Below are 18634 nucleotides of genomic sequence, written 5' to 3'. Positions count from 1 at the left end.
AGCTCACGCGCATCGAATGGCGAAGCCGCCGCGTTCGGCGCATGACGGATTCGAACTGAACAAGCGGAGACTGCCTGCGATGGACCTGCCCGAGAGCCCCTTTTTCCGGATCTTTCACCGCGGACTGGCGGCGGCGGAACGGGGCCTCGACCGGCTGCGCTACCGCGGCGGCGGCGATGCGCAGGACAAGCTACGGCTGCTGACCTATGCCGGTTACCGTAGCGCCGAAGAGCTGCGCCTTTCGGGACGCATCGTGCGCTTTCGCGAGTCGCTCGACCCGGGGACAGGGACGCTGCCCCGCCTGCGCGCGATGCTGGCCATCTACGAAAGCGACGAGGTGCCCCGCGTTCCTGTGCGCATGGAGGGGTTCGGCGGCGTCCATGAGACCGAGAGCGACGACGAGGGCTATTTTCGGTTCTCCATTCCCATCGGCGCACATGATTTACCCCGACGCACCACCTGGGAAGAGGTCACCCTGTCGACGCCGGGCCGACTTTCCCACCGCGAGCGGGTGGCGGCGCCGGTCCTCGCTCCGGGAACCGATACACGGCTCGGTATCATCTCCGATATCGACGATACCATCGTCGAAACCGGGGCTACGAATTTCCTGAAGAACTGGAAGCGCGTGCTCGTCCACCAGCCGTCCGACCGTCTGGCGGTACCGGGTGCCTCGAAACTCTACCGCATGCTGGTGGTGGACCATGAGGCGCCCCGCCGACCAGTTTTCTATGTCTCTTCCAGCCCGTGGAACCTCTACGGCTTCCTCACCGAATTCATGGAACTGAACGATATCCCGCACGGGCCGATGTTCCTGAAGGACTATGGGATCGATCGGACGAAATTCATCGCCGGAGGGCATCGCACGCACAAGGTGGACGCGATCGAGACGATCCTCGCCTTCTACCCAGGCTTTCGTTTCCTCCTGATCGGCGACAATGGCCAGCGCGACGTCGAAGTGTACGCCAAGGTGGCGGCGGACTTCCCGGACAATGTCGCCGGCGTTTTCATCCGGGACGTTTCCGGCACCTGCCGCGACGGCGAAAACGGGAAGCTGCTTGCGGGGATCGAGGACCGGGACATCCCCGTCTATTGCGGCGAAGGCTTCGGCGATGCACTGGCAATGGTCGAGCAACTCGGCTTCGGCCCCGACAGCGCTGCGGCGAAAGCCGCGGTTCCCGAAAAAACGAAGAACACTCCCTGACCGCTCAGGCGGCGGGCTGGGCTGAGCCCGTTTTTCTGGAGCAGGGAAATGGTGCCCAGGGACAGAATCGAACTGCCGACACTGCGATTTTCAGTCGCATGCTCTACCAACTGAGCTACCTGGGCACACGCTCGGAAGCTGGCGAAGCGCGGGACATAAGGGCGGCGCGCAGGCTTGTCCAGCGCCAGCTACGCCGCAAAGCGCAGAATCAGGCCGAGCAGCAGAATGGCGGCAAGCCCGGCGACGAAAATCACACGCCGCCGCCGGCTGCGGAGGATGATCTCAGCACCCCGCACATCGCGCGCATCATGTGCCGCTCCTTGCTCGGCATTGTCTTTATGTGGGGGCGTGGGATCGGGCCTGGTCATACCCGGTCAATGCAAGCCTGTGCACGCTCGTTCCGATAACCAGCATGGCTAGAGCGCGGCTCAATCGCGGGGCGGCTCTTCCTCGGGCGCGACCGGGGCGCGGTAATCCTCGTTCATCCATTTCAGGAGATCGCGGTCCTTGCAGAGCTGCGAGCAGAAGGGGAGATGATCGGGCGAGGCGGGAGCCTTGCAGATCGGACAGCGCGGGCGCGGTTTAGACGGCGTGGACATCGCCTGCCCATAAGGGGTCGGACCCGTGGGCTTTCAAGGCAATGCGCAGATGCTGACGCGCCTCGAGCCGTTCGATGAGGTGTGGCCGCGCCGAGAGCCAGGCCGTCACAGCCTCTCCCGCCCTCAGTTCGAGAGAAGTCGCCGCTCCTGCGCCGCGCCCCGCGCGCCGCAGAAGGTCGAGCGCGCGCGATTCCGCCGGCAGGTTCTGCGCCAGTTCAAGGAGCGACGGGCGAAAGCGGGGCCGCACGACCTGCATCAGGCCGAAGCCGTTGATCGCTGTGCGTTCATGCTCGGCGTCGAAGGCATCGTCGAAGATCGCGGCGAGGCGGGTGCGGTCGCCCTTCCCTTCGAGAGAGGGAAAGTCGATGAGGATCGAGCCGCCGATATCGAGCCGGAGAATGGCGGCGGCAACAGCCTCGGCCCCGCGGCTGGCCAGCTCGCGGGGCGCGAGGTCGCCGTCTATGTCTATCGTCGTTCCCGCAGGGGTGGGCACGATCGACAAGGTACAGCCCAGGCGGGCAACGACGCCTGAACGCGCCTCCTCCATCAACTCTTCCCAGCCATGGTCCGACAAGTCACCCGGCCTCGCCCCTTCTGGTGCGGGAGGGTGCGGCTCGTCGGCCGCCATAGCCGGCCGCGCCTTGGCATCGCGCGGCCTCCCGCGTTCCGGAATGGCGCCGCGTGTGACGACCAGGTCCCGCTCTTCGCCTTCGGCGGCGCTGGCGGGCCAGGGATCGAGCTGAAGGACCTCGCCACCGGCCTCGGCGAGGCCGCGTTTTCCCTGCTTCGTCGTCAGGCGCGCGCGCACGACCTGGCCGGCGTGAAGGCGCCCTTCCCGGACGATCCTGGCCTCCGCGATCCCGCCTTTGCCGAGCCGGGCGGCCCGGATCTCTCCGATGCCGTCCTCGACGATCCAATCAGACATGGAGGCCCGCGGTCTCCAGGAGCGCGCGCGTTTCGAACAGCGGTAGACCTACGACGCCGCTGTAACTGCCGGACATGAAAGCGATCAGGCCTGCGGCGCGGCCCTGAATCGCATAACCTGCTGCCTTGCCGATACCCTCGCCGCTGGCGGCATAGGCTGCGATCTCGTCCGGGTGCAGGCGCTTGAAGCGCACGACGCTCTCGGCGACCCGGGCCCTTAGCACGCCCTCTGCGTCGATGAGCGCGACAGCGGCGAAGACCCGGTGGCGGCGCCCCGACAATAGCTCGAGAAACCGCGCCACATCCTCTTCCGACGCGGCGGGCGGGAAAATCCGCCGGCCCGCTGCCACAGTCGTATCGCCCGCAAGCAGGCACTCCCCGGCCTCACGCGGCACGGCGAGCGCCTTTTCCCGTGCCATGCGCTCAGCATAGACGCGCGGCGGCTCGGCCGGACGGGGCGTTTCGTCGATGTCTGGGGACTGGGTACGCGCCGGCAAGATGCCGATCTGCGCAAGCAGGTCGCGGCGCCGCGGGCTGGACGAGGCCAGGACAAGCGGCGGCTGCGCGACCTCGGTCACGCTATTTGAAGCGATATGTGATGCGGCCCTTGGTAAGATCGTAGGGCGTCAGCTCGACCAGCACTTCGTCGCCGACCAGGACGCGAATGCGATTCTTGCGCATCTTGCCCGCCGTATGACCGAGGATTTCATGGTCGTTTTCAAGCTGTACGCGGAACATGGCGTTCGGAAGCAATTCCGTCACCGTGCCGCGCATCTCTATCAGTTCTTCTTTAGCCATCCGGCTCCCTTAGCAGATTGTCTCGGAAAATGGGCGCGCAGCCCCTTTCGTCAAATGGGGCGGAAAGGCAAGAGAATCAATCCGCATGCCAATGCAGGTCAGTCCCGTGCGGATGGCCTTCGGCGAGATGCTCCTCGCCGCCTTCGGGCCAGGAGCGCAGGCCAAGGCGTGTCGGCTGCCCCGGACCGCCCGGGCCGGCCTCATACTGCAACCAGAAGAGCGGCGCGTCGGCGGAGGCGGCCGTTCCCCGCCGGTGGAGATGGTCCTCGATCCGCCGCTTGGTCTCCTCGGGGAAATATTGGAACGCGATTGAGTGAAAGACGACGGTCGCCGTGCCCGACCGCGGCTCCACCATGCGTTCGGTCCAGTCCGCCGCGTCCCCCTTGTCGATCGGGGGCGGATCCTTCGCGGCGAGGTCTAGGGCTGCCTCCAGCCGCGTGACCCGGTCGCTCTGGTCGGGCCAGCAAAACGCCATCAGCCGCTCGCGCACATCTGGGTCGGTGACGTCCAGAGGGGCCATATCGACGCCGCGCCGTTCGGCGACTTCGAGGGACGCGGAAAGGGGCGGCGACCCGGACCACTGAGGTTCGATCCGGACCGGGCTTCCGGTCCGGCCTGCCTCGATTCCGCCGAGGCGATACGCATAGTCGTCGAGCCGGAGATTGAGGCCAGCGCTCGCCCCGAGCTCGAACAGGCGCAGCGGCAGACCGGTCCGCGCCGCGATGAGCATCAGCCCGGGAAAGAGCGCCCCCGCCCGTCCGGTCTCATTCGTCTGCGGCGGCCCGTCGAGCCAGGGCAACAGGTCTTGGTCGAATTCTCCGAGGACGGAGCTGAGTACCTGTTCGAATTCCGGCAGCGGCGCGAGCGGCGCGGGCGGATAGAGAGAGGTCAGGCCCGGCGCGCGGCCGGTTCGGCGCAGAGCATTCAGCCCGCCCGTAACGCGCATCGGCATCGCATCGGTATGCGGGTCGCCGGGCCATTCCAGCACGCGCCGCCCGACTTCCGTCCTCTCGTCAAGGACGGTGTCGAGCGCGCGGCACAGCCGCTCCATGAATGGAGAATTCATCCGAAGGCACCAGTCCGCCTGCTCGGCGAAGGGGCGCCCGGCCAAGATCAGGCCCCGCGCAAACGCCGGGCGTTTGCCGTCGCGCGTTTGTGGATGGGATCCAGGAGGCGTTCGGCGGCATCCAGCGGATCGCGCGCCCGGCCCATGTCCGAGAGCCCCTCGTAGAAGGCGGCGGCCTTTTCCGGGACCATGCGGCCCAGTTCGTCCAGGTCTGCGTTCAGCGGATCCTCCGCCGCGCTCCACATCAGGCCGGTCCGCCGATTCACCACGAACGCGCTTGCCACCATCATCTCGGCCCAGCGCAGCGACAGATTCGCCCAGCGAAAACTTGCATCACAAAGGCTATCCAGATCGACCAGTCTTCTTCTCCCAACCCGCCCGCCTTGCGGGCGTCAGCCGCCCCGTATAGCAGCCGGACCAACAAAAACATCCCCGACCCCCGTGCCGGTTCATACCGACGCCGTCCGCAACCAGGTCTTATCAGTCTTATGAGCGAAACCCTCACCTTCGCGGTCCCGAAAGGCCGAATTCTCGACGAAGCCCTGCCCCTGATGGCGGCTGCCGGGATCGAACCCGCAGCGGATTTTCACGACGGCTCCAGCCGGGCCCTCCAGTTCGGATCGAATGTCGAAGGACTGTCGATCATCCGCGTTCGCGCCTTCGACGCGGCAACCTTCGTCGCTCACGGCGCGGCGGACTTCGGGATCGTCGGCAGCGACGTTGTCGACGAGTTTTCCTACGACGCCCTTTATGCGCCGGTCGATCTGGGCATCGGCGCGTGCCGTCTGTCGGTTGCGGAACCGAAGGCGCTTGCCGAAGACGACGATCCTCGCCTCTGGAGCCATGTGCGCGTCGCGACGAAGTATCCGAACACGACCAGCCGCCATTTCGCCGCGCGCGGCGTACAAGCAGAATGCGTGAAGCTGAACGGCGCCATGGAACTAGCTCCCGCGCTTGGCCTGACGAGCCGTATCGTCGATCTCGTCTCCTCGGGCGCAACGCTGAAGGCAAACGGCCTCGTCGAAGTCGAAACGATTTCGGAGGTGACGAGCCGCCTGATCGTCTCACGCACCGCGTTCAAGCGCAAAGGCGCCATCCTCTCCGACTGGATTTCACGATTCAGGGAGGCGGCCGATGCAGCGGCTTGACGCCGGGTCGGCAGACTTCGGGGCGAAATTCGCCGCGCTGGTCGCGGACCGCCGCGAAGCGTCGGACGACGTATCGGCGGTTGTGGCCGATATCGTGCGGCAGGTGGCCGCCCGCGGCGATGAGGCGCTGGCGGACTATTGCCGCCGCTTCGACGCCTTCGATCCCGCCGAGGGCGGACTGCGGGTACCGTCTGCCGACATTGAAAACGCGAAAGCGCACATCGACCCGGCCGTGGCCGATGCCATGGCGCTCGCCGCCGCGCGCATCCGCGCCTTTCACGAGGCTCAGATGCCTGCAGACCACAGCGAGACCGAAGATTCGGGTACGGTTCGCGGCTGGCGATACACGGCTGTGGAACGCGCTGGCATCTATGTGCCCGGGGGACGCGCGCCGCTATTCTCTTCCGTGCTGATGAACGCGATCCCGGCGAAGGTGGCGGGAGTCGAGCATTTGGTCATGACGACGCCCGCGCCGGGCGGGCGCATCGACCCCCACATCCTCGCTGCGGTCGATCTCGCGGGCATCGATGAAGTCTACCGTGTCGGCGGCGCGCAGGCGGTGGGCGCACTCGCCTTCGGCACCGAGACAATCCCCTCCGTCGACATGATCGCCGGGCCGGGCAACGCCTATGTCGCGGAGGCGAAGCGCCAGATGTTCGGGCGCGTCGGTATCGACATGGTCGCGGGCCCCTCCGAAATCCTCATCGTCGCAGACGAGGGGGCGGACCCGGAGGTCCTGGCCGCCGATCTCCTCAGCCAGGCCGAACACGATCCCACGAGCCAGTCGATCCTGATCACGGACAGCGCGAATCTGGCCGATGCGGTCGACGCCGCGTTGCCGGCGGCCTTTGCCGCCATCTCCACCGAAGCCGCGGCGCGGGAAAGCTGGGATGCAAACGGGGCCATCATCACGGTTTCAGCCCTGATGGACGCCGCGCCCCTGATCGACGCACTGGCTCCCGAACATCTGGCGCTTGCCATGGCGGATCCGGCCCCGCTGTTCGATGCGGTGCGTCACGCCGGCAGCGTGTTTCTCGGCTACCAGACGCCCGAGGCGATCGGCGACTATCTGGCCGGCCCCAATCATGTGCTGCCGACAGGGCGGCGGGCGCGCTTTTCCAGCGGACTGGGCACGGCGAGCTTCATGAAGCGCACGACCTTCCTCAACGTGTCCGCCGCGGGGATGGCCGAACTGGGGCCCGCCGCCGCCGCGCTCGCCCATGCCGAACAGCTTCCGGCGCATGCGCTCTCGATCGAACGGCGGCTGGCCCGGCGATGAGCGATGCGAAGACCGCGAGAGGCGCAAAGGACAGGCCGGACTTCCGCGGCGTGGAGACCTGGCTGTTCGATCTGGACAACACGCTCTATCCGGCGAGCGCGAACCTGTTCTCGCTGATCGACAAGAAGATGGGCGCTTTCATCGCGCGCGAGCTTGGCGTCGACGCTGTCGAAGCACGCAGGATCCAGAAGGATTTCTTTCACCGGCACGGCACCACGCTGCGCGGCCTGATGGACGAACATGGCGTCGATCCTCACCACTTCCTCGATTTCGTCCACGATATCGAGATGACCGCGCTGAGCGAGGATCCGCGGGTAGCGCGCGGCATCGAAGCGCTGCCCGGCCGCAAGCTGGTCTTCACCAATGGCGACGAGAGCTATGCGCGCCGGGTGCTGGAACGGCTCGGACTGCACGATCATTTCGAACACGTCCATGACATTCACGCCATGAACTACCGGCCCAAGCCTGACCCGGCCGTCTATGCCGATCTTTGCGACCGGCTGAGTATCGAGCCCCGGCGAGCGGCCTTCGTCGAAGACATGGCGCGGAACCTCGTCCCGGCAAAGGCGCTGGGGATGCGCACGATCTGGATCGACAATGGCAGCGAGAGCGCAGGGTACGACGCCGACCCCGGCGCGATCGATCTCGTCATCGAAGATCTCGGCGACTGGCTATCCGAATGGGAAACAAAATGAACGAAGCACTGATCGAAAAGGCGTGGGACGACCGCGCCAATATTTCGCCGGAAACCGGCGGCGAGCTGCGTGAGGCCGTGGAGGCGGCGCTGAGCGCGCTGGACCGCGGTGAGGCGCGCGTTTCCGAGCCTGACGGCGAGGGCGGCTGGCGCGTGAACGAATGGCTGAAGAAGGCTGTTCTGCTCTCCTTTCGCCTCAACGATATGGACCTGATCGAAGGCGGACCCGGCGGCGCGGTCTGGTTCGACAAGGTGCCGTCGAAATTCCTTGGCTGGACCGAAGAGGACTTCCGCCGCGCAGGTTTTCGCGCCGTTCCCGGCAGCCTTGTCAGGCGCGGCGCCCATATCGGCAAGGGCGCGGTGCTGATGCCTAGCTTCGTCAATATCGGTGCGCATGTGGGCGCAGGAACGATGATCGATACCTGGGCGTCCGTGGGAAGCTGCGCCCAGGTGGGCGAGAATTGCCATATCTCGGCGGGCGCCGGCATCGGCGGCGTGCTCGAACCGCTGCAGGCGACGCCGACGATCATCGAAGACGAGTGCTTCATCGGCGCGCGGTCCGAAATCGTCGAAGGCGTCCGCGTCGGGAAGGGCTCCGTGATCGGCATGGGGGTCTTCATCACCGCTTCCACGAAAATCGTACGCCGCGGCAGCGGTGAAGTCGTTCGCGGCGAAGTCCCGCCCTATTCCGTCGTGGTACCCGGCACCCTGCCGGACCCCGCCGGTGGTCCCTCGCTCGCCTGCGCAGTCATCATCAAGGAAGTCGACGCGCAGACGCGCTCGAAGACCTCCACCAACGAGCTGCTGCGTGATTGATCCCGTCGCGCTCGCCCGCGACCTGATCCGCGTGCCGAGCGTGACGCCCGACACCGGCGCCGCGCAAGCGGTGCTGGCGGACGCGCTGGAAAATGCGGGGTTCCGCGTCTGGCGCCATCTGGAGGGTGAAGCGCCGGATGGCCCGGTCGCAAACCTGTTCGCACGCAAGGGCGAGGGCGGCCCGCACCTTGCCTTCGCCGGTCACACCGACGTCGTGCCTCCGGGCGCGGAGGACGGCTGGAGCGCCCCGCCCTTCGAGGCGCGCGTCGAGAACGGCATCCTGATCGGGCGCGGCGCGAACGACATGAAGACAGCCATTGCCGCCTTCGCCGCGGCTGCTTCGGCGGCGGACACCGGGGACGGATCGCTAAGCTTCGTCATCACGGGCGACGAAGAAGGTCCGGCGACATTCGGCACCAAGGCGCTTCTGTCCTGGATGGAGGCCGAGAAGCAGATTCCCGATCACTGCCTGGTGGGCGAGCCCACGAGCCGGGAGCGGTTCGGCGACATGGTCAAGATCGGCCGGCGCGGTTCGGTCAATATCTGGATCGAGGTGAACGGTGCGCAGGGCCATGTCGCCTATCCGCACATGGCCGACAATCCGATCACGCACCTGGTAGAGATCCTGTCCCGTCTGAAGGCGCGTGTGCTCGACGAAGGCAATGAGTGGTTTCAGCCCTCTAATCTCGAGGTGACCGACCTCGAAGTCGGCAATCCGGCTCATAACGTCATTCCGGCGCAGGCACGGGCGCGACTGAACATTCGCTTCAACGATGGCCACCGGGGTGCCGACCTCGCCGCCTGGGTGGAGGAAACGGCCAAGGAGGTCACGGCGAAGGCGAACGTGACGCCGATCATCTCCGGCGAAGCCTTTTTTACCGGCCCGGGGGCGTTTGCCGACCTCATCGCCGCCAGCATCGAGGCGGAAACGGGTCGCGCTCCCGAGCTTTCGACATCCGGCGGCACGTCCGACGCGCGTTTCATCCGCAGCTATTGTCCGGTGATAGAGTTCGGTCTGGTCGGAAAGACGATGCACAAGTTCGACGAACTCACCACGGTCGCCGACATCGAAGCACTCGCGCGCGTCTACCGGCGGATTATCGAAGGCTATTTCGCCAGCCCTCCCGCCTGAACGCTGGCCGGCGCTCCGATCGTTTCGCCCTTAGCATTTTCTTCAGCCCCTCGCGGCTACACAGGCCGCAACCAAGGCCAGCAGGTCTGTCCGCAGTGTGCTGGTCGCAAGATAAAGGGGGCATTCCGGCAATGCACCGAATTTCGAACGGCGCATCCTGGGCGCGCACCGCGCTCAGCCTGATATTCCTGGCAATCTCCCTGCTGCTCGGCCTCCCGACGCTGGCGCCGGAACCGGCAACCGCGCAGCATAGCGGGTCAGTGGATCTGCCTCGCTAGCCGGCCGCGCAGCCGGTCGGCACGCGCGGCGCGGCGCCTCTCGCGGTCGCAGCTGGGGGCACGCCGCCCCCGCTCGAAATCGCTTCCTCGCGAAAAGCCGCGAACTCTTCCCACAACGCAGCCAGATCCGGTTCGCGCGACGCAAAGGCCTCGAGGTCGGCGAATTGCGCCCGGTAGATGGCAAGATCCGCCTCCATCGCCGCGAACTGAAGGAAACGGCTTTCGGCTCGCCCCATCAAGAGGTCGCGGCGAGCCCCGTTAGCACCCAGGATGTCGTCCCGTAGGCTGCGCCACTGCGCGCGCACGTCGGCGAAGCGGCTTGACAGCGCGTCCGGTTCGGGACGCGCGGCGATGTCGAACAGCCGGGCCGGTTCCTGCGCAGGTCCAGCTTCCCCGGATGCGGCAGCTTCGTCAGTTGCGGCGGTCCCGGGCATTGTCGTCAGCGGCGCGCACGACCCCGCCGGCATACCTGGTCGGACAGCCAGGCTGGGATACGGACCCTCTCCCGAAGATGCGCATGCGACAATGAGTCCCAGTGGCAGGACGGGCAACCATCGGGCAAAGGGCGGAAATCTTGTCATGTTGTGGCCGTTGTACGCGGCTTTCACATTCTGGCAAGTGCCTCGCAAACATTTGTTAAGACGGCGAAAAATTTCGCCGCTTGACTGCGTGTGTCACCCCACTAAGGGACCACGCTCAGTGCGCGCCCGTAGCTCAGCTGGATAGAGCACCAGACTACGAATCTGGGGGTCAGAGGTTCGAATCCTTTCGGGCGCGCCATGAACCATAACAAATGATAATTCGTAGATGGGTCTGACGTGTCGGACGTGGCGCGATCCCGGTTTGGGACAACCGGAATCTTTTGCCGAGTTCTGATATTTGCCTAGGCCCATACACCGTGTTTCCGGTATAGGTCCTATTAAGGGGTGGTGCCGTGGGCAAATCTGGCACGTCAGTGTACTAACTGATTAGTGTTACGAGGTTTTTTGTTATGTGCCAAGTTTGCTCGACGGGGATTGATTCGGCGGGGGCCACTTCTTTCCAGACAACCGGTTCGGGTATTCTTGCCGCAACCGACGTTATTGTCGCTTCATCTTCGCAGATCGCCAGTGTCGCCGATATCAATACGGCGCTTGTAGATCAGTTGGATAGCGGCAATTTCTGGTATCTCAGCAACGGCGGATATACCTCCCTCGGCCTCCCCAGCGAGATCAGCTTCGGATTTCCGACCAGCGGCGATTTTGCGTCCACCTATACCGAGTCCAACGGGTTCGCGGCCGCGACCGCAACCCAGCAGGAGGCCGCCCGTCTCGCTGTGCAGCTTTGGGACGATCTCATCCCCGTCTCGCTCGTCGAAGCCGCCGACGGTAACACCGCCGATATCAAGGTCTCGACCAGCAGCACCGGCGTAAGCTACGCCCACGCTTACTACCCCTCCCGCGCCGATATGCAGACGACGACGGTGGACCGCATCAGCGGTTCGGTCTGGCTGCGCGAGGGCCATGGAAATTTCAACAATCCGTCGCCAGGCAATTACGGCTTCCAGACGATTATCCACGAGCTTGGCCATGCGCTCGGACTGGATCATGCCGGCAACTACAACGGGGGCTCCCCCCAATATGGCAAGACCTCGGACGGGTGGATGTTCGCGGAGGACAGCTACCAATATACGGTGATGTCATATTTCACCGCCTCGAATACCGGGGCGGACTGGTTCGCGGGCACGAGCCTCAGGGCCCAGACGCCGATGCTGTACGATGTCATGGCCATCCAGCAGATCTACGGCGTCGATACCACGACCCGGACCGGCGATACGGTCTATGGCTTCAACCGCAATGACGGGCACAGGATCTTTGACTTCGCGGTCAACGCCAAGCCGATCCTGACCATCTGGGATGCGGGCGGCACCGATACGATCGACCTGAGCGGGTTCAGCGCCAACCAGACCCTCGACCTGCGCGAAGGGGCCTATTCCGACATTGCCGCCGATCTCTCCAGCAACCTCGCCATCGCATATGGCGCGGTGATCGAGAACGGCGTCGGCGGCTCCGGCGATGATACGATCACCGGAAACGATGCGGCCAATGTTCTGTCCGGCCTCGACGGACACGATATCCTGACGGGCGGTGCCGGCGACGACAGCCTCCTCGGCGGAGCGGGCGACGATATTCTTCGAGGCGGCGACGGGTACGACATCGTCACGATCGATGCCGTCAGCACCGAAGTCACGATCGCCGAAGCCAACGGAACGCTCTACATCAGCGGCGCGGACGGCTACGACACCCTGTTCGATGATATCGAAGCGGTGCAGTTCCGCGACACGCTCCTGACTTACGCAGCCTTGCTGGGCGAAGCCGAAACGGCGCAGGACGAGGTGTTCGACTTCGCCGCCGCCGCGATGTTCAGCTATGGCGGGACGGCGCAGGACGTGTCCGTCACCACGCTCGAGACTGGCAGCGGTTCGCTCGAGATTGGCGGCAACACCTGGAAGCTGTTCGGGCTGGACTACAACGTCACTGAAAATACGGTGCTTCGCTTCGAGTTCCGGACGTCCGCTGAGGGCGAGATCATGGGCATCGGGCTCGAAACCGACAGCAGCATCTCCAAAAACCTGTTCTTCCAGCTCGCAGGCAGTGATTCCTGGGGCACAGGCGGCTTTTCCTATACCGGCGACGGCGACTGGCAGGCCTTTGAAATCCCGGTGGGTGAGTTTTTCACCGGCAACTTCCCCTATCTCAGCATCGTCGTCGACGCCGATAGCGGCGCAGCCGGCCTCGCCGAGTTCCGCGACGTGCAGCTCATCGAGGATGCCGCCGCTCCCGTCGATCCGGTCGATGGCGGGATCCGTTTCGACTTCACCCAGTCCACAATCGGAAGTTTGGCCGACCAGGGCGAAACGGTCGCCGCGATCGAACGTACGGACAATTCCTTCCTGTTCACCGGAAATGGCTGGAAGACCTTCGATCTCAACTATGAGGTGACCGCGGATACCATCATCCGGTTCGACTTCCGCAGTTCCGTCGAAGGCGAAATCCAGGGTATCGGTTTCGACTCCGACGGCCGTACCGATGCGGACGAATTCTTCCAGCTCGCCGGAACCCAGAGCTACGGTATCAGCGGCTTCTCCTACACCGGTGACGGCGACTGGCAGACGTTCGAGATTTCGGTCGGTGACTATCTGCAGGGCTTCATGACCTCGCTGCTCGTCGTCAATGACGATGATGGGGCGAAACAGGCGAATATCGAAATTCGCGACCTCGTGATCTTCGAAGAGTCCGAGGGCCCGCCCTCCGCCTCCGACGAAACGCTCGATCTTTCCGCGCTCGCCATCTCTGGCTACGCAGGCCAGGACGACCGCGTCACGGCTCTCGAGCGCACCGAAGATAGCATCCTCCTTGAGGGAAATAGCTGGAAGTCGCTCGCTGTTGGCTACGACATTGATGAGAACAGCTACGTCTCGTTCCGGTTCCGTAGTGATGCTGTCGGTGAGATTATCGGCATCGGCTTCGATGACGACAATAGCCTCGACAAGACCGAACTTTTCCAGCTCGGTGGAAGCCAGAGCTTCGGTATCGACGATTTCGTCTATACGGGCGACGGTGAGTGGCAGGAATTCCTTATCCCCCTCGGAGAATATCTGAGCGGAACGAAGGACCGCATCTACTTTGCCGCGGACGACGACGGTAACGAGGCGGCCAGCGTCGAGCTTGCGGATATCCGCATCTTCCAGATGGACGATAGTCCCGCTTCTGCCTCCGATGCTTTCGCTGCCGAAACCCCGCCAGCCGATATACTGCCGCTGGTGGAAATGCTTCCGCCGGACATGCATATCGACGACCTGCCGTTCATCGCCTAAGCATCGCTGACGCGATCCGCGCCGCCGCGCGGATCGCGGTCATGATGTCAGGGGGACGATATCGGTGGCTGCAATGCGGCCGAAGCTGCTGCGGGGCGCCGGCTGGTTGATGGGAGCCCGTCTGGGCTTCAATCTCCTCGGCCTCGTCAGCACGCTGGTCCTGGCGCGGCTGCTGACACCGGCCGACTTCGGACTGGTGGCCATCGCCGTCTCGGTGAATGCCGTTCTCTCTTCGTTGTTTACGATGTCGGCCACGGCCGCTCTGGTCCGGCTCGACGAGGTTACCGACGACCATCTCGGTACGGCCTTTACCCTGACATTCGCACGCTCGCTTTTGATTGCGGCCGGCCTCGCCATTGCGGCTTGGCCGATGGCCCTTGTCTATGACGATCCCCGCCTTGCCCCCCTGATCCTCGTCATAGCAGGCGGGATGCTGCTGCCGGGACTCGCCAACCCCGCGCTGGTCGCGTTGCAGCGAAAGCTGCAATTCTGGCAGGAATTCGTCCTGCAGATCAGCGAGAAACTTGCCGCTGTCGTGGCTGCGATCCTCATTGCCTGGTTGACCGGCAGTTACTGGGCACTCGTTCTCGGGACGGTCGCCGGGCGCGCCGCCTCTCTGGTGGCGAGCTATGCAATCCTTCCCTACCTGCCGCGGCCAACCCTGAAGGAATGGCGCACGATCTGGGGGTTCACGGGCTGGCTGTCTGCAGGGACGGTGCTGTCGACGCTGAATTTCAGGCTCGACCAGTTCTTCATCGGCGGCATCCTGGGGCAGTCCGCGCTCGGGCAATATGTCGTCGGCGACGACCTCGCCGCCTTGCCGGTGCGGGAGGCCACGCGCCCGCTCACGTCGCTGCTCTATCCCGCCTTTTCGACCATGAAGGACCGCGCCGACCAGCTACGGCGCGTCTACCTCCAGTCGATGAGCGTCGTATTCGCCGTTGCAATGCCGCTTGGCATCGGCTTCGCGCTGGTGGCGGAACCCGTCATCCTTCTCCTGATGGGCGAGAAATGGTCTGGCGCGATCATCGTCATCGAAACGCTGGGCGTCTTCTTCGCCGCGCGCGCCTTTACTATGCCTTCCGAGCCCATCGCGATGACGGTCGGCGCAACGAAGATCCTGTTCTACCGGACCCTTATCAATTTCGTTGTGCGGGCTCCGCTGGCGCTGGGCGCGCTCTTCCTGGCGGGCCTGCCCGGACTCCTCGCCGCGCGGCTTTTCTCCGGATTCATGATGATCGCCCTGTCGGCGACGATGGTGCGCTATCTGATCGGCCTGAAACTCGCAGACCAGTTCGCCGCCGTCTGGCGCACGCTGATCGGCATCGCGGCAATGGCCGGTGCCGTGCTCGCCTGGCGCAGCCGTTTCGGATGGTCCGTAGAGACACCGGAGGCCATGTGGTTCGAATTGTTCGGCGTCGCTGCAGGCGGCGCCGTCATCTATGTCGCCGTGCATCTCGCCCTCTGGGTGGCTTGCGGACGGCCGCGGGGCGCCGAGCAGGAAATCCTCCGCCTCGTCTCCCAGCTTCTCGGAAAGGTATCGGGGCGGCGAGCGGTCTAGGCCGGAGCTGTGCCGATCTCCCTGACCGGTAACAGGGACAGTGCCTCCACTTCCGGCAGCCTCGCTTCGACATGGCTGCGGACATCGTCCGCTCTCGCAGCCATCTCTGCAAACAGCGACGTGACGCGCTCGGCCGTCATCGAGGGCAGATCGGTACAGAATTTCGCGGCGTCCAGTCCGAAATTCTGAAACAGTCCCTCGAACTTTCCCTGATAGACGAGCGCCGCGACCGGCGTCGCGCGGCCGAGCGCCGCGATGGCGAGGTGCATGCGCCCGGTAAAGACAAAGTCGAGATCGCCCGCCAGTGCCTTGACGTCCCAGGCGGAGGCGGTCTCCGGCAAGCGGTCGATGCGTTGCCCGAACTCCGGGGCAAGGCGGGCGGCGAGATCGCGCGACAAGGCCAGATCACCGCCGCCCTCGCCTCTGACGTCATGGTGCATCAGCAGAAGCCCGTCTTCCTTATGGTCGCGAAGCCAGGCGGCGAGCCCGTCCGCCACCGCTTCGACCTTCCCGGGACCCTGGCGCGTCACATGGGTGGAGATGTTCACGCCGATGGCGCGGCCGCCCGCAGCACCGCGCGCCGCGATCCAGTCGGCCGCCGGCACGCAGCAAGCCGTCAGTTCGGGAACCAGGCCGAAGGCGAGATCGGTGGCGAGATCGGGCCGGCGACCGGTATGCTTTTCGAAGCGGCGCGCCGAGACCGGATCACGCGCGTAGATTTTCAGCGCAGCCCGCGCAGCGAAGTCCCGAAGAACCTGCTCATTGGGCGTCTCTGATACGCTGAAGGGGCCGAGCCGGCAGTCCACTCCCGCAGCCGTCAGGGCGTCCGTCATGCGCAGAAACCAGCGCGGCGTGCCGGGCCCGTAGACCCCGTCGGCCACGTCGGCTCCTATGAAGATGGCATGCCGGCAACGCGAGGCGAGGCGATAGGCGAAGGCGGCAAAGCCGGCGCCGAAGCCGTCCGAGACAAGGCGCAGGACATTGGACCTGACGGGAATCGGATCCCAGTTTTCCTGCTGGACGACGATCGGCTCAAGACCGCGCGCGGCAATTCTCCGGGCGGTGGCGTCGACCATGGCCTGGTCGCCAAGACTGCCTCCGCTCGCGGGAGCGAAAATGGCCGCAGCCCCGCGGCCGTCCGGCGGATGGGAGATACGGAGCGGCGCGAGGGCGGCGCGAAGGGCCAGGCGTTTCATGACGCAAGGGTCTACCGCGACCGGCAGGCGTGTCCAGCGGGGGCGCAACCGCGCACGCTGCGCCCGCCTCTTCCGGCAGAGTGCAATGCACCTGCCATTTGCCAATTGCGGCTGCTAAGGCCGCTTCTGATGGCCGATTACCGCATTGCCGATGTGTCGCTCGACGACCGCACGATCCTGTGGCGGAATGCCGATATCGAGCAGGAACGGCGCGTGGCCATCTTCGACCTGCTTGAAGGCAATTCGTTTCGCGTGCTGACCGAGGCCGCGGCCGATTATCCGGGGCCCTATGTCATTTTCCTGCATGTGCAGGAGGGGCGCCTTGCCATCGACGTCAAGACCGAGGCAGGAGACGTTCTCGATACTGTGATCGTGCCGCTCTCGCCGTTCCGGCGCACGATCCGCGACTATTTCGCGATCTGCGAAAGCTATTATCAGGCCATTCGTGAGCGCGCGCCGCACGAGATCGAGACCATCGACATGGCAAGGCGCGGCATTCACAACGATGCCGCGGAACTGCTCCAGCAGCGGCTTGCCGAAAAGATCGAGGTCGATTTCGATACGGCCCGGCGTCTATTCACGCTGATCTGCGTGCTTCACATCAAGGGATGAGTTCGTGGCGGTAATGTCGGACAAGTGGATTCGCGAGCGCGCGCGGTCCGAAGGGATGATCGAACCGTTCGAGGACGGGCAGCGCCGGGAAGGCACAATTTCCTACGGGCTCAGCTCCTATGGTTACGATGCGCGCGTGGCGGAAGACTTCAAGATCTTCACCAATGTCGACAACGCCGTCGTCGACCCGAAGAATTTTCAGTCGAACAGCTTCGTGGATCGCAAGACGGACTGCTGCATCATCCCCCCGAACAGCTTCGCCCTGGCGCGCACGGTCGAGTATTTCCGTATTCCCCGTGACGTCCTGGTCATCTGCCTCGGGAAATCGACCTACGCCCGCTGCGGCATCATCGTGAACGTGACGCCGCTCGAGCCGGGCTGGGAGGGGCATGTGACGCTCGAATTTTCCAACACCACCCCCCTGCCCGCGCGCGTTTACGCCAATGAGGGGGCGTGCCAGTTCCTGTTCCTTCAGGGCAACGAACCCTGCGAGACCAGCTACGCGGACCGTGCCGGCAAATATCAGGGCCAGCGCGGGGTGACCCTTCCGAAACTGTAGCGATGCGCGAGGCCGAACGGCGCGCCGGCCTGCGAGCCGGGCTCGGCGCCTATGTCATGTGGGGCCTGATGCCCCTTTACATCAAACTCGCCCAAGGCGTGCCAGCCATGGACGTGCTCGCGCACCGGATCTTCTGGTCCAGCCTGACGATCCTGGCCGTGATCGCGGCGCTTTCCCGCTGGACGGCGCTAAGGCAGGCGCTGAGGCAACCGAAACTCCTTGCCTGGCTGGGCTTTTCCGCCGCGATGATCGGCGCGAACTGGTACCTCTATACCTGGTCGGTGCTCGATGGCCGCGTGCTCGATACAAGTCTCGGCTATTTCATCCAGCCGCTCTTCAATACCGCGCTCGGCGTTGCGCTGCTGGGAGAGCGGCTGAACCGATGGCAGAAGACGGCGATCGCCCTTGCGCTGACAGGAATCGGCGTGATGACCGTCGCCGCCGGCGGCGTCCCCCTCGTCAGCCTCGGGATCGCCGCGGCCTTCGCCCTTTACAGCTTCGCCCGCAACCGCGCTGCCGTCGATGCGCTCACCGGACTGTTCATCGAAACCGCGCTGCTGGCCCCCATCGCCTTGTTCTGGCTGCTGTCGCAGCCTGCCGGCCTGCTCGGTGAACCCTGGCCCCTGCCCGCCATCCTGATGCTGGCCGGAGTGGTGACGTGTACTCCGCTGGCGCTGTTCGGCCACGCCGCGCGCCGGCTCGCTCTCTCCACATTGGGGTTCCTGCAGTATATTGCTCCCAGCCTGGTATTTCTGCTCGGGGTCTTTCTGTACGGCGAGCCCATGGACCCGGTGCGTCTCGCCGCGTTCATGTTTATCTGGGCCGGACTTGCGGCCTTCTCTCTGGGAGGCTTCAAGGAACGCAAACCGCGCCCTGCGCGCTGAACGGCCGAACAGTTACGAAGGGGGTCGCCCG

Annotated in this window: 21 protein-coding genes and 2 tRNA genes; 13 read left to right on the top strand and 10 right to left on the bottom strand. The window is 64.8% G+C overall.

Annotation, left to right across the window (positions count from 1 at the left end; genetic code table 11):
* Nucleotides 1-16: 16 nt before the first annotated feature.
* Entirely contained in the window at nucleotides 17-1201 is a 1185-nt protein-coding gene (locus KCN53_RS03390) for an App1 family protein (protein WP_088711439.1), read from the top strand.
* A 49-nt stretch (nucleotides 1202-1250) separates the two neighbouring features.
* Here the strand turns inward: KCN53_RS03390 and KCN53_RS03385 are convergent.
* The 8 genes from KCN53_RS03385 to KCN53_RS03350 form a co-directional block, all read right to left on the bottom strand.
* A tRNA-Phe gene (locus tag KCN53_RS03385) sits at nucleotides 1251-1326 on the bottom strand.
* Nucleotides 1327-1389: 63 nt separating this feature from the next.
* Nucleotides 1390-1569, bottom strand: a complete 180-nt coding sequence (locus KCN53_RS03380) for a hypothetical protein (RefSeq protein WP_224199325.1) — start codon at nucleotides 1567-1569, stop codon at nucleotides 1390-1392.
* A 60-nt stretch (nucleotides 1570-1629) separates the two neighbouring features.
* Complete coding sequence (yacG, locus tag KCN53_RS03375; RefSeq protein ID WP_088711440.1) at nucleotides 1630-1800, bottom strand: DNA gyrase inhibitor YacG; 171 nt, start codon at nucleotides 1798-1800, stop codon at nucleotides 1630-1632.
* Complete coding sequence (locus KCN53_RS03370) at nucleotides 1784-2725, bottom strand: Rne/Rng family ribonuclease (protein ID WP_088711441.1); 942 nt, start codon at nucleotides 2723-2725, stop codon at nucleotides 1784-1786. The genes yacG and KCN53_RS03370 overlap by 17 nt, the downstream gene beginning before the upstream one ends.
* Entirely contained in the window at nucleotides 2718-3302 is a 585-nt protein-coding gene (locus KCN53_RS03365) for a Maf family protein (protein ID WP_088711442.1), read from the bottom strand. Before KCN53_RS03365 ends, KCN53_RS03370 begins: the two co-directional genes overlap by 8 nt.
* 1 nt (nucleotide 3303) lies before the next feature.
* Nucleotides 3304-3522, bottom strand: a complete 219-nt coding sequence (gene infA / locus KCN53_RS03360) for a translation initiation factor IF-1 (RefSeq protein WP_088711443.1) — start codon at nucleotides 3520-3522, stop codon at nucleotides 3304-3306.
* A gap of 76 nt (nucleotides 3523-3598) precedes the next feature.
* A complete protein-coding gene (locus KCN53_RS03355) occupies nucleotides 3599-4633 on the bottom strand; it encodes a DUF2332 domain-containing protein (RefSeq protein WP_088711444.1) in 1035 nt (344 codons plus the stop codon).
* Between the two features lie 2 nt (nucleotides 4634-4635).
* Nucleotides 4636-4854 (bottom strand): hypothetical protein, encoded by a 219-nt coding sequence (locus tag KCN53_RS03350; protein ID WP_172406162.1) that lies wholly within the window; start codon nucleotides 4852-4854, stop codon nucleotides 4636-4638.
* Between the two features lie 222 nt (nucleotides 4855-5076).
* Here KCN53_RS03350 and hisG point away from each other — a divergent pair, with 222 nt between their 5' ends.
* The 6 genes from hisG to KCN53_RS03320 all read left to right on the top strand — a co-directional run bounded on the left by hisG (nucleotide 5077) and on the right by KCN53_RS03320 (nucleotide 9935).
* Nucleotides 5077-5736, top strand: a complete 660-nt coding sequence (hisG, locus tag KCN53_RS03345; protein ID WP_088711446.1) for an ATP phosphoribosyltransferase — start codon at nucleotides 5077-5079, stop codon at nucleotides 5734-5736.
* The gene (gene hisD / locus KCN53_RS03340) at nucleotides 5723-7015 is read left to right on the top strand and encodes a histidinol dehydrogenase (RefSeq protein WP_088711447.1); all 1293 of its coding nucleotides are present in this window, start codon (nucleotides 5723-5725) and stop codon (nucleotides 7013-7015) included. The genes hisG and hisD overlap by 14 nt, the downstream gene beginning before the upstream one ends.
* The gene (locus KCN53_RS03335) at nucleotides 7012-7710 is read left to right on the top strand and encodes a pyrimidine 5'-nucleotidase (RefSeq protein WP_088711448.1); all 699 of its coding nucleotides are present in this window, start codon (nucleotides 7012-7014) and stop codon (nucleotides 7708-7710) included. Before hisD ends, KCN53_RS03335 begins: the two co-directional genes overlap by 4 nt.
* Nucleotides 7707-8525 (top strand): 2,3,4,5-tetrahydropyridine-2,6-dicarboxylate N-succinyltransferase, encoded by an 819-nt coding sequence (dapD, locus tag KCN53_RS03330; RefSeq protein ID WP_088711449.1) that lies wholly within the window; start codon nucleotides 7707-7709, stop codon nucleotides 8523-8525. Before KCN53_RS03335 ends, dapD begins: the two co-directional genes overlap by 4 nt.
* Nucleotides 8518-9657: a succinyl-diaminopimelate desuccinylase gene (dapE, locus tag KCN53_RS03325; protein WP_088711450.1), complete on the top strand. Its 1140-nt coding sequence runs from the start codon at nucleotides 8518-8520 to the stop codon at nucleotides 9655-9657. The genes dapD and dapE overlap by 8 nt, the downstream gene beginning before the upstream one ends.
* Before the next feature lie 131 nt (nucleotides 9658-9788).
* The gene (locus tag KCN53_RS03320) at nucleotides 9789-9935 is read left to right on the top strand and encodes a hypothetical protein (protein WP_172406163.1); all 147 of its coding nucleotides are present in this window, start codon (nucleotides 9789-9791) and stop codon (nucleotides 9933-9935) included.
* On the opposite strand, the gene KCN53_RS03315 is transcribed toward KCN53_RS03320, so the two are convergent.
* Nucleotides 9932-10369 carry a hypothetical protein gene (locus tag KCN53_RS03315; RefSeq protein ID WP_143712169.1) on the bottom strand — a complete coding sequence of 146 codons (438 nt, stop codon included), beginning with the start codon at nucleotides 10367-10369 and terminating at the stop codon, nucleotides 9932-9934. The two genes, KCN53_RS03320 and KCN53_RS03315, sit on opposite strands and share 4 nt — an antisense overlap.
* 269 nt (nucleotides 10370-10638) lie before the next feature.
* Between KCN53_RS03315 and KCN53_RS03310 the strand changes: the two genes are divergently transcribed.
* The 3 genes from KCN53_RS03310 (at nucleotide 10639) to KCN53_RS03295 (ending at nucleotide 15352) form a co-directional block, all read left to right on the top strand.
* A tRNA-Arg gene (locus KCN53_RS03310) sits at nucleotides 10639-10715 on the top strand.
* A 364-nt stretch (nucleotides 10716-11079) separates the two neighbouring features.
* Nucleotides 11080-13791, top strand: coding sequence for a M10 family metallopeptidase (locus KCN53_RS03300; RefSeq protein ID WP_172406164.1), 2712 nt, complete (start codon nucleotides 11080-11082; stop codon nucleotides 13789-13791).
* A gap of 73 nt (nucleotides 13792-13864) precedes the next feature.
* On the top strand, nucleotides 13865-15352 hold the full coding sequence (locus KCN53_RS03295; protein WP_088711453.1) for a lipopolysaccharide biosynthesis protein: 1488 nt from the start codon (nucleotides 13865-13867) through the stop codon (nucleotides 15350-15352).
* Here KCN53_RS03295 and KCN53_RS03290 read toward each other — a convergent pair.
* On the bottom strand, nucleotides 15349-16548 hold the full coding sequence (locus KCN53_RS03290) for a polysaccharide pyruvyl transferase family protein (protein WP_088711454.1): 1200 nt from the start codon (nucleotides 16546-16548) through the stop codon (nucleotides 15349-15351). The genes KCN53_RS03295 and KCN53_RS03290 overlap by 4 nt on opposite strands.
* 129 nt (nucleotides 16549-16677) lie before the next feature.
* On the opposite strand from KCN53_RS03290, the gene KCN53_RS03285 reads away from it, so the two are divergent.
* The 3 genes from KCN53_RS03285 to rarD are packed head-to-tail and all read left to right on the top strand — an operon-like array spanning nucleotide 16678 to nucleotide 18603.
* Nucleotides 16678-17160, top strand: a complete 483-nt coding sequence (locus KCN53_RS03285) for a UPF0262 family protein (RefSeq protein WP_088713322.1) — start codon at nucleotides 16678-16680, stop codon at nucleotides 17158-17160.
* 4 nt (nucleotides 17161-17164) lie between these two features.
* Complete coding sequence (gene dcd, locus KCN53_RS03280; RefSeq protein ID WP_088711455.1) at nucleotides 17165-17719, top strand: dCTP deaminase; 555 nt, start codon at nucleotides 17165-17167, stop codon at nucleotides 17717-17719.
* A gap of 2 nt (nucleotides 17720-17721) precedes the next feature.
* On the top strand, nucleotides 17722-18603 hold the full coding sequence (gene rarD / locus KCN53_RS03275; protein WP_088711456.1) for an EamA family transporter RarD: 882 nt from the start codon (nucleotides 17722-17724) through the stop codon (nucleotides 18601-18603).
* The last annotated feature ends 31 nt before the right edge of the window (nucleotides 18604-18634 follow it).

The sequence above is a fragment of the Pacificimonas aurantium genome (assembly GCF_020092905.1).
Taxonomy (GTDB): Bacteria; Pseudomonadota; Alphaproteobacteria; order Sphingomonadales; family Sphingomonadaceae; genus Pacificimonas; species Pacificimonas aurantium.
This window is presented reverse-complemented; position numbering and strand designations above follow the sequence as displayed.

What these genes read in the sequence shown, in the direction of transcription:
- KCN53_RS03390 (WP_088711439.1), top strand. Translation starts at nt 17, where the DNA reads ATGGCGAAGCCGCCGCGTTCGGCGCATGACGGATTCGAACTGAACAAG.
- KCN53_RS03380 (WP_224199325.1), bottom strand. Translation starts at nt 1,569, where the DNA reads ATGACCAGGCCCGATCCCACGCCCCCACATAAAGACAATGCCGAGCAA.
- yacG (WP_088711440.1), bottom strand. Translation starts at nt 1,800, where the DNA reads ATGTCCACGCCGTCTAAACCGCGCCCGCGCTGTCCGATCTGCAAGGCT.
- KCN53_RS03370 (WP_088711441.1), bottom strand. Translation starts at nt 2,725, where the DNA reads ATGTCTGATTGGATCGTCGAGGACGGCATCGGAGAGATCCGGGCCGCC.
- infA (WP_088711443.1), bottom strand. Translation starts at nt 3,522, where the DNA reads ATGGCTAAAGAAGAACTGATAGAGATGCGCGGCACGGTGACGGAATTG.
- hisG (WP_088711446.1), top strand. Translation starts at nt 5,077, where the DNA reads ATGAGCGAAACCCTCACCTTCGCGGTCCCGAAAGGCCGAATTCTCGAC.
- hisD (WP_088711447.1), top strand. Translation starts at nt 5,723, where the DNA reads ATGCAGCGGCTTGACGCCGGGTCGGCAGACTTCGGGGCGAAATTCGCC.
- KCN53_RS03335 (WP_088711448.1), top strand. Translation starts at nt 7,012, where the DNA reads ATGAGCGATGCGAAGACCGCGAGAGGCGCAAAGGACAGGCCGGACTTC.
- dapD (WP_088711449.1), top strand. Translation starts at nt 7,707, where the DNA reads ATGAACGAAGCACTGATCGAAAAGGCGTGGGACGACCGCGCCAATATT.
- KCN53_RS03320 (WP_172406163.1), top strand. Translation starts at nt 9,789, where the DNA reads ATGCACCGAATTTCGAACGGCGCATCCTGGGCGCGCACCGCGCTCAGC.
- KCN53_RS03315 (WP_143712169.1), bottom strand. Translation starts at nt 10,369, where the DNA reads ATGCCCGGGACCGCCGCAACTGACGAAGCTGCCGCATCCGGGGAAGCT.
- KCN53_RS03295 (WP_088711453.1), top strand. Translation starts at nt 13,865, where the DNA reads ATGCGGCCGAAGCTGCTGCGGGGCGCCGGCTGGTTGATGGGAGCCCGT.
- KCN53_RS03290 (WP_088711454.1), bottom strand. Translation starts at nt 16,548, where the DNA reads ATGAAACGCCTGGCCCTTCGCGCCGCCCTCGCGCCGCTCCGTATCTCC.
- KCN53_RS03285 (WP_088713322.1), top strand. Translation starts at nt 16,678, where the DNA reads ATGGCCGATTACCGCATTGCCGATGTGTCGCTCGACGACCGCACGATC.
- rarD (WP_088711456.1), top strand. Translation starts at nt 17,722, where the DNA reads ATGCGCGAGGCCGAACGGCGCGCCGGCCTGCGAGCCGGGCTCGGCGCC.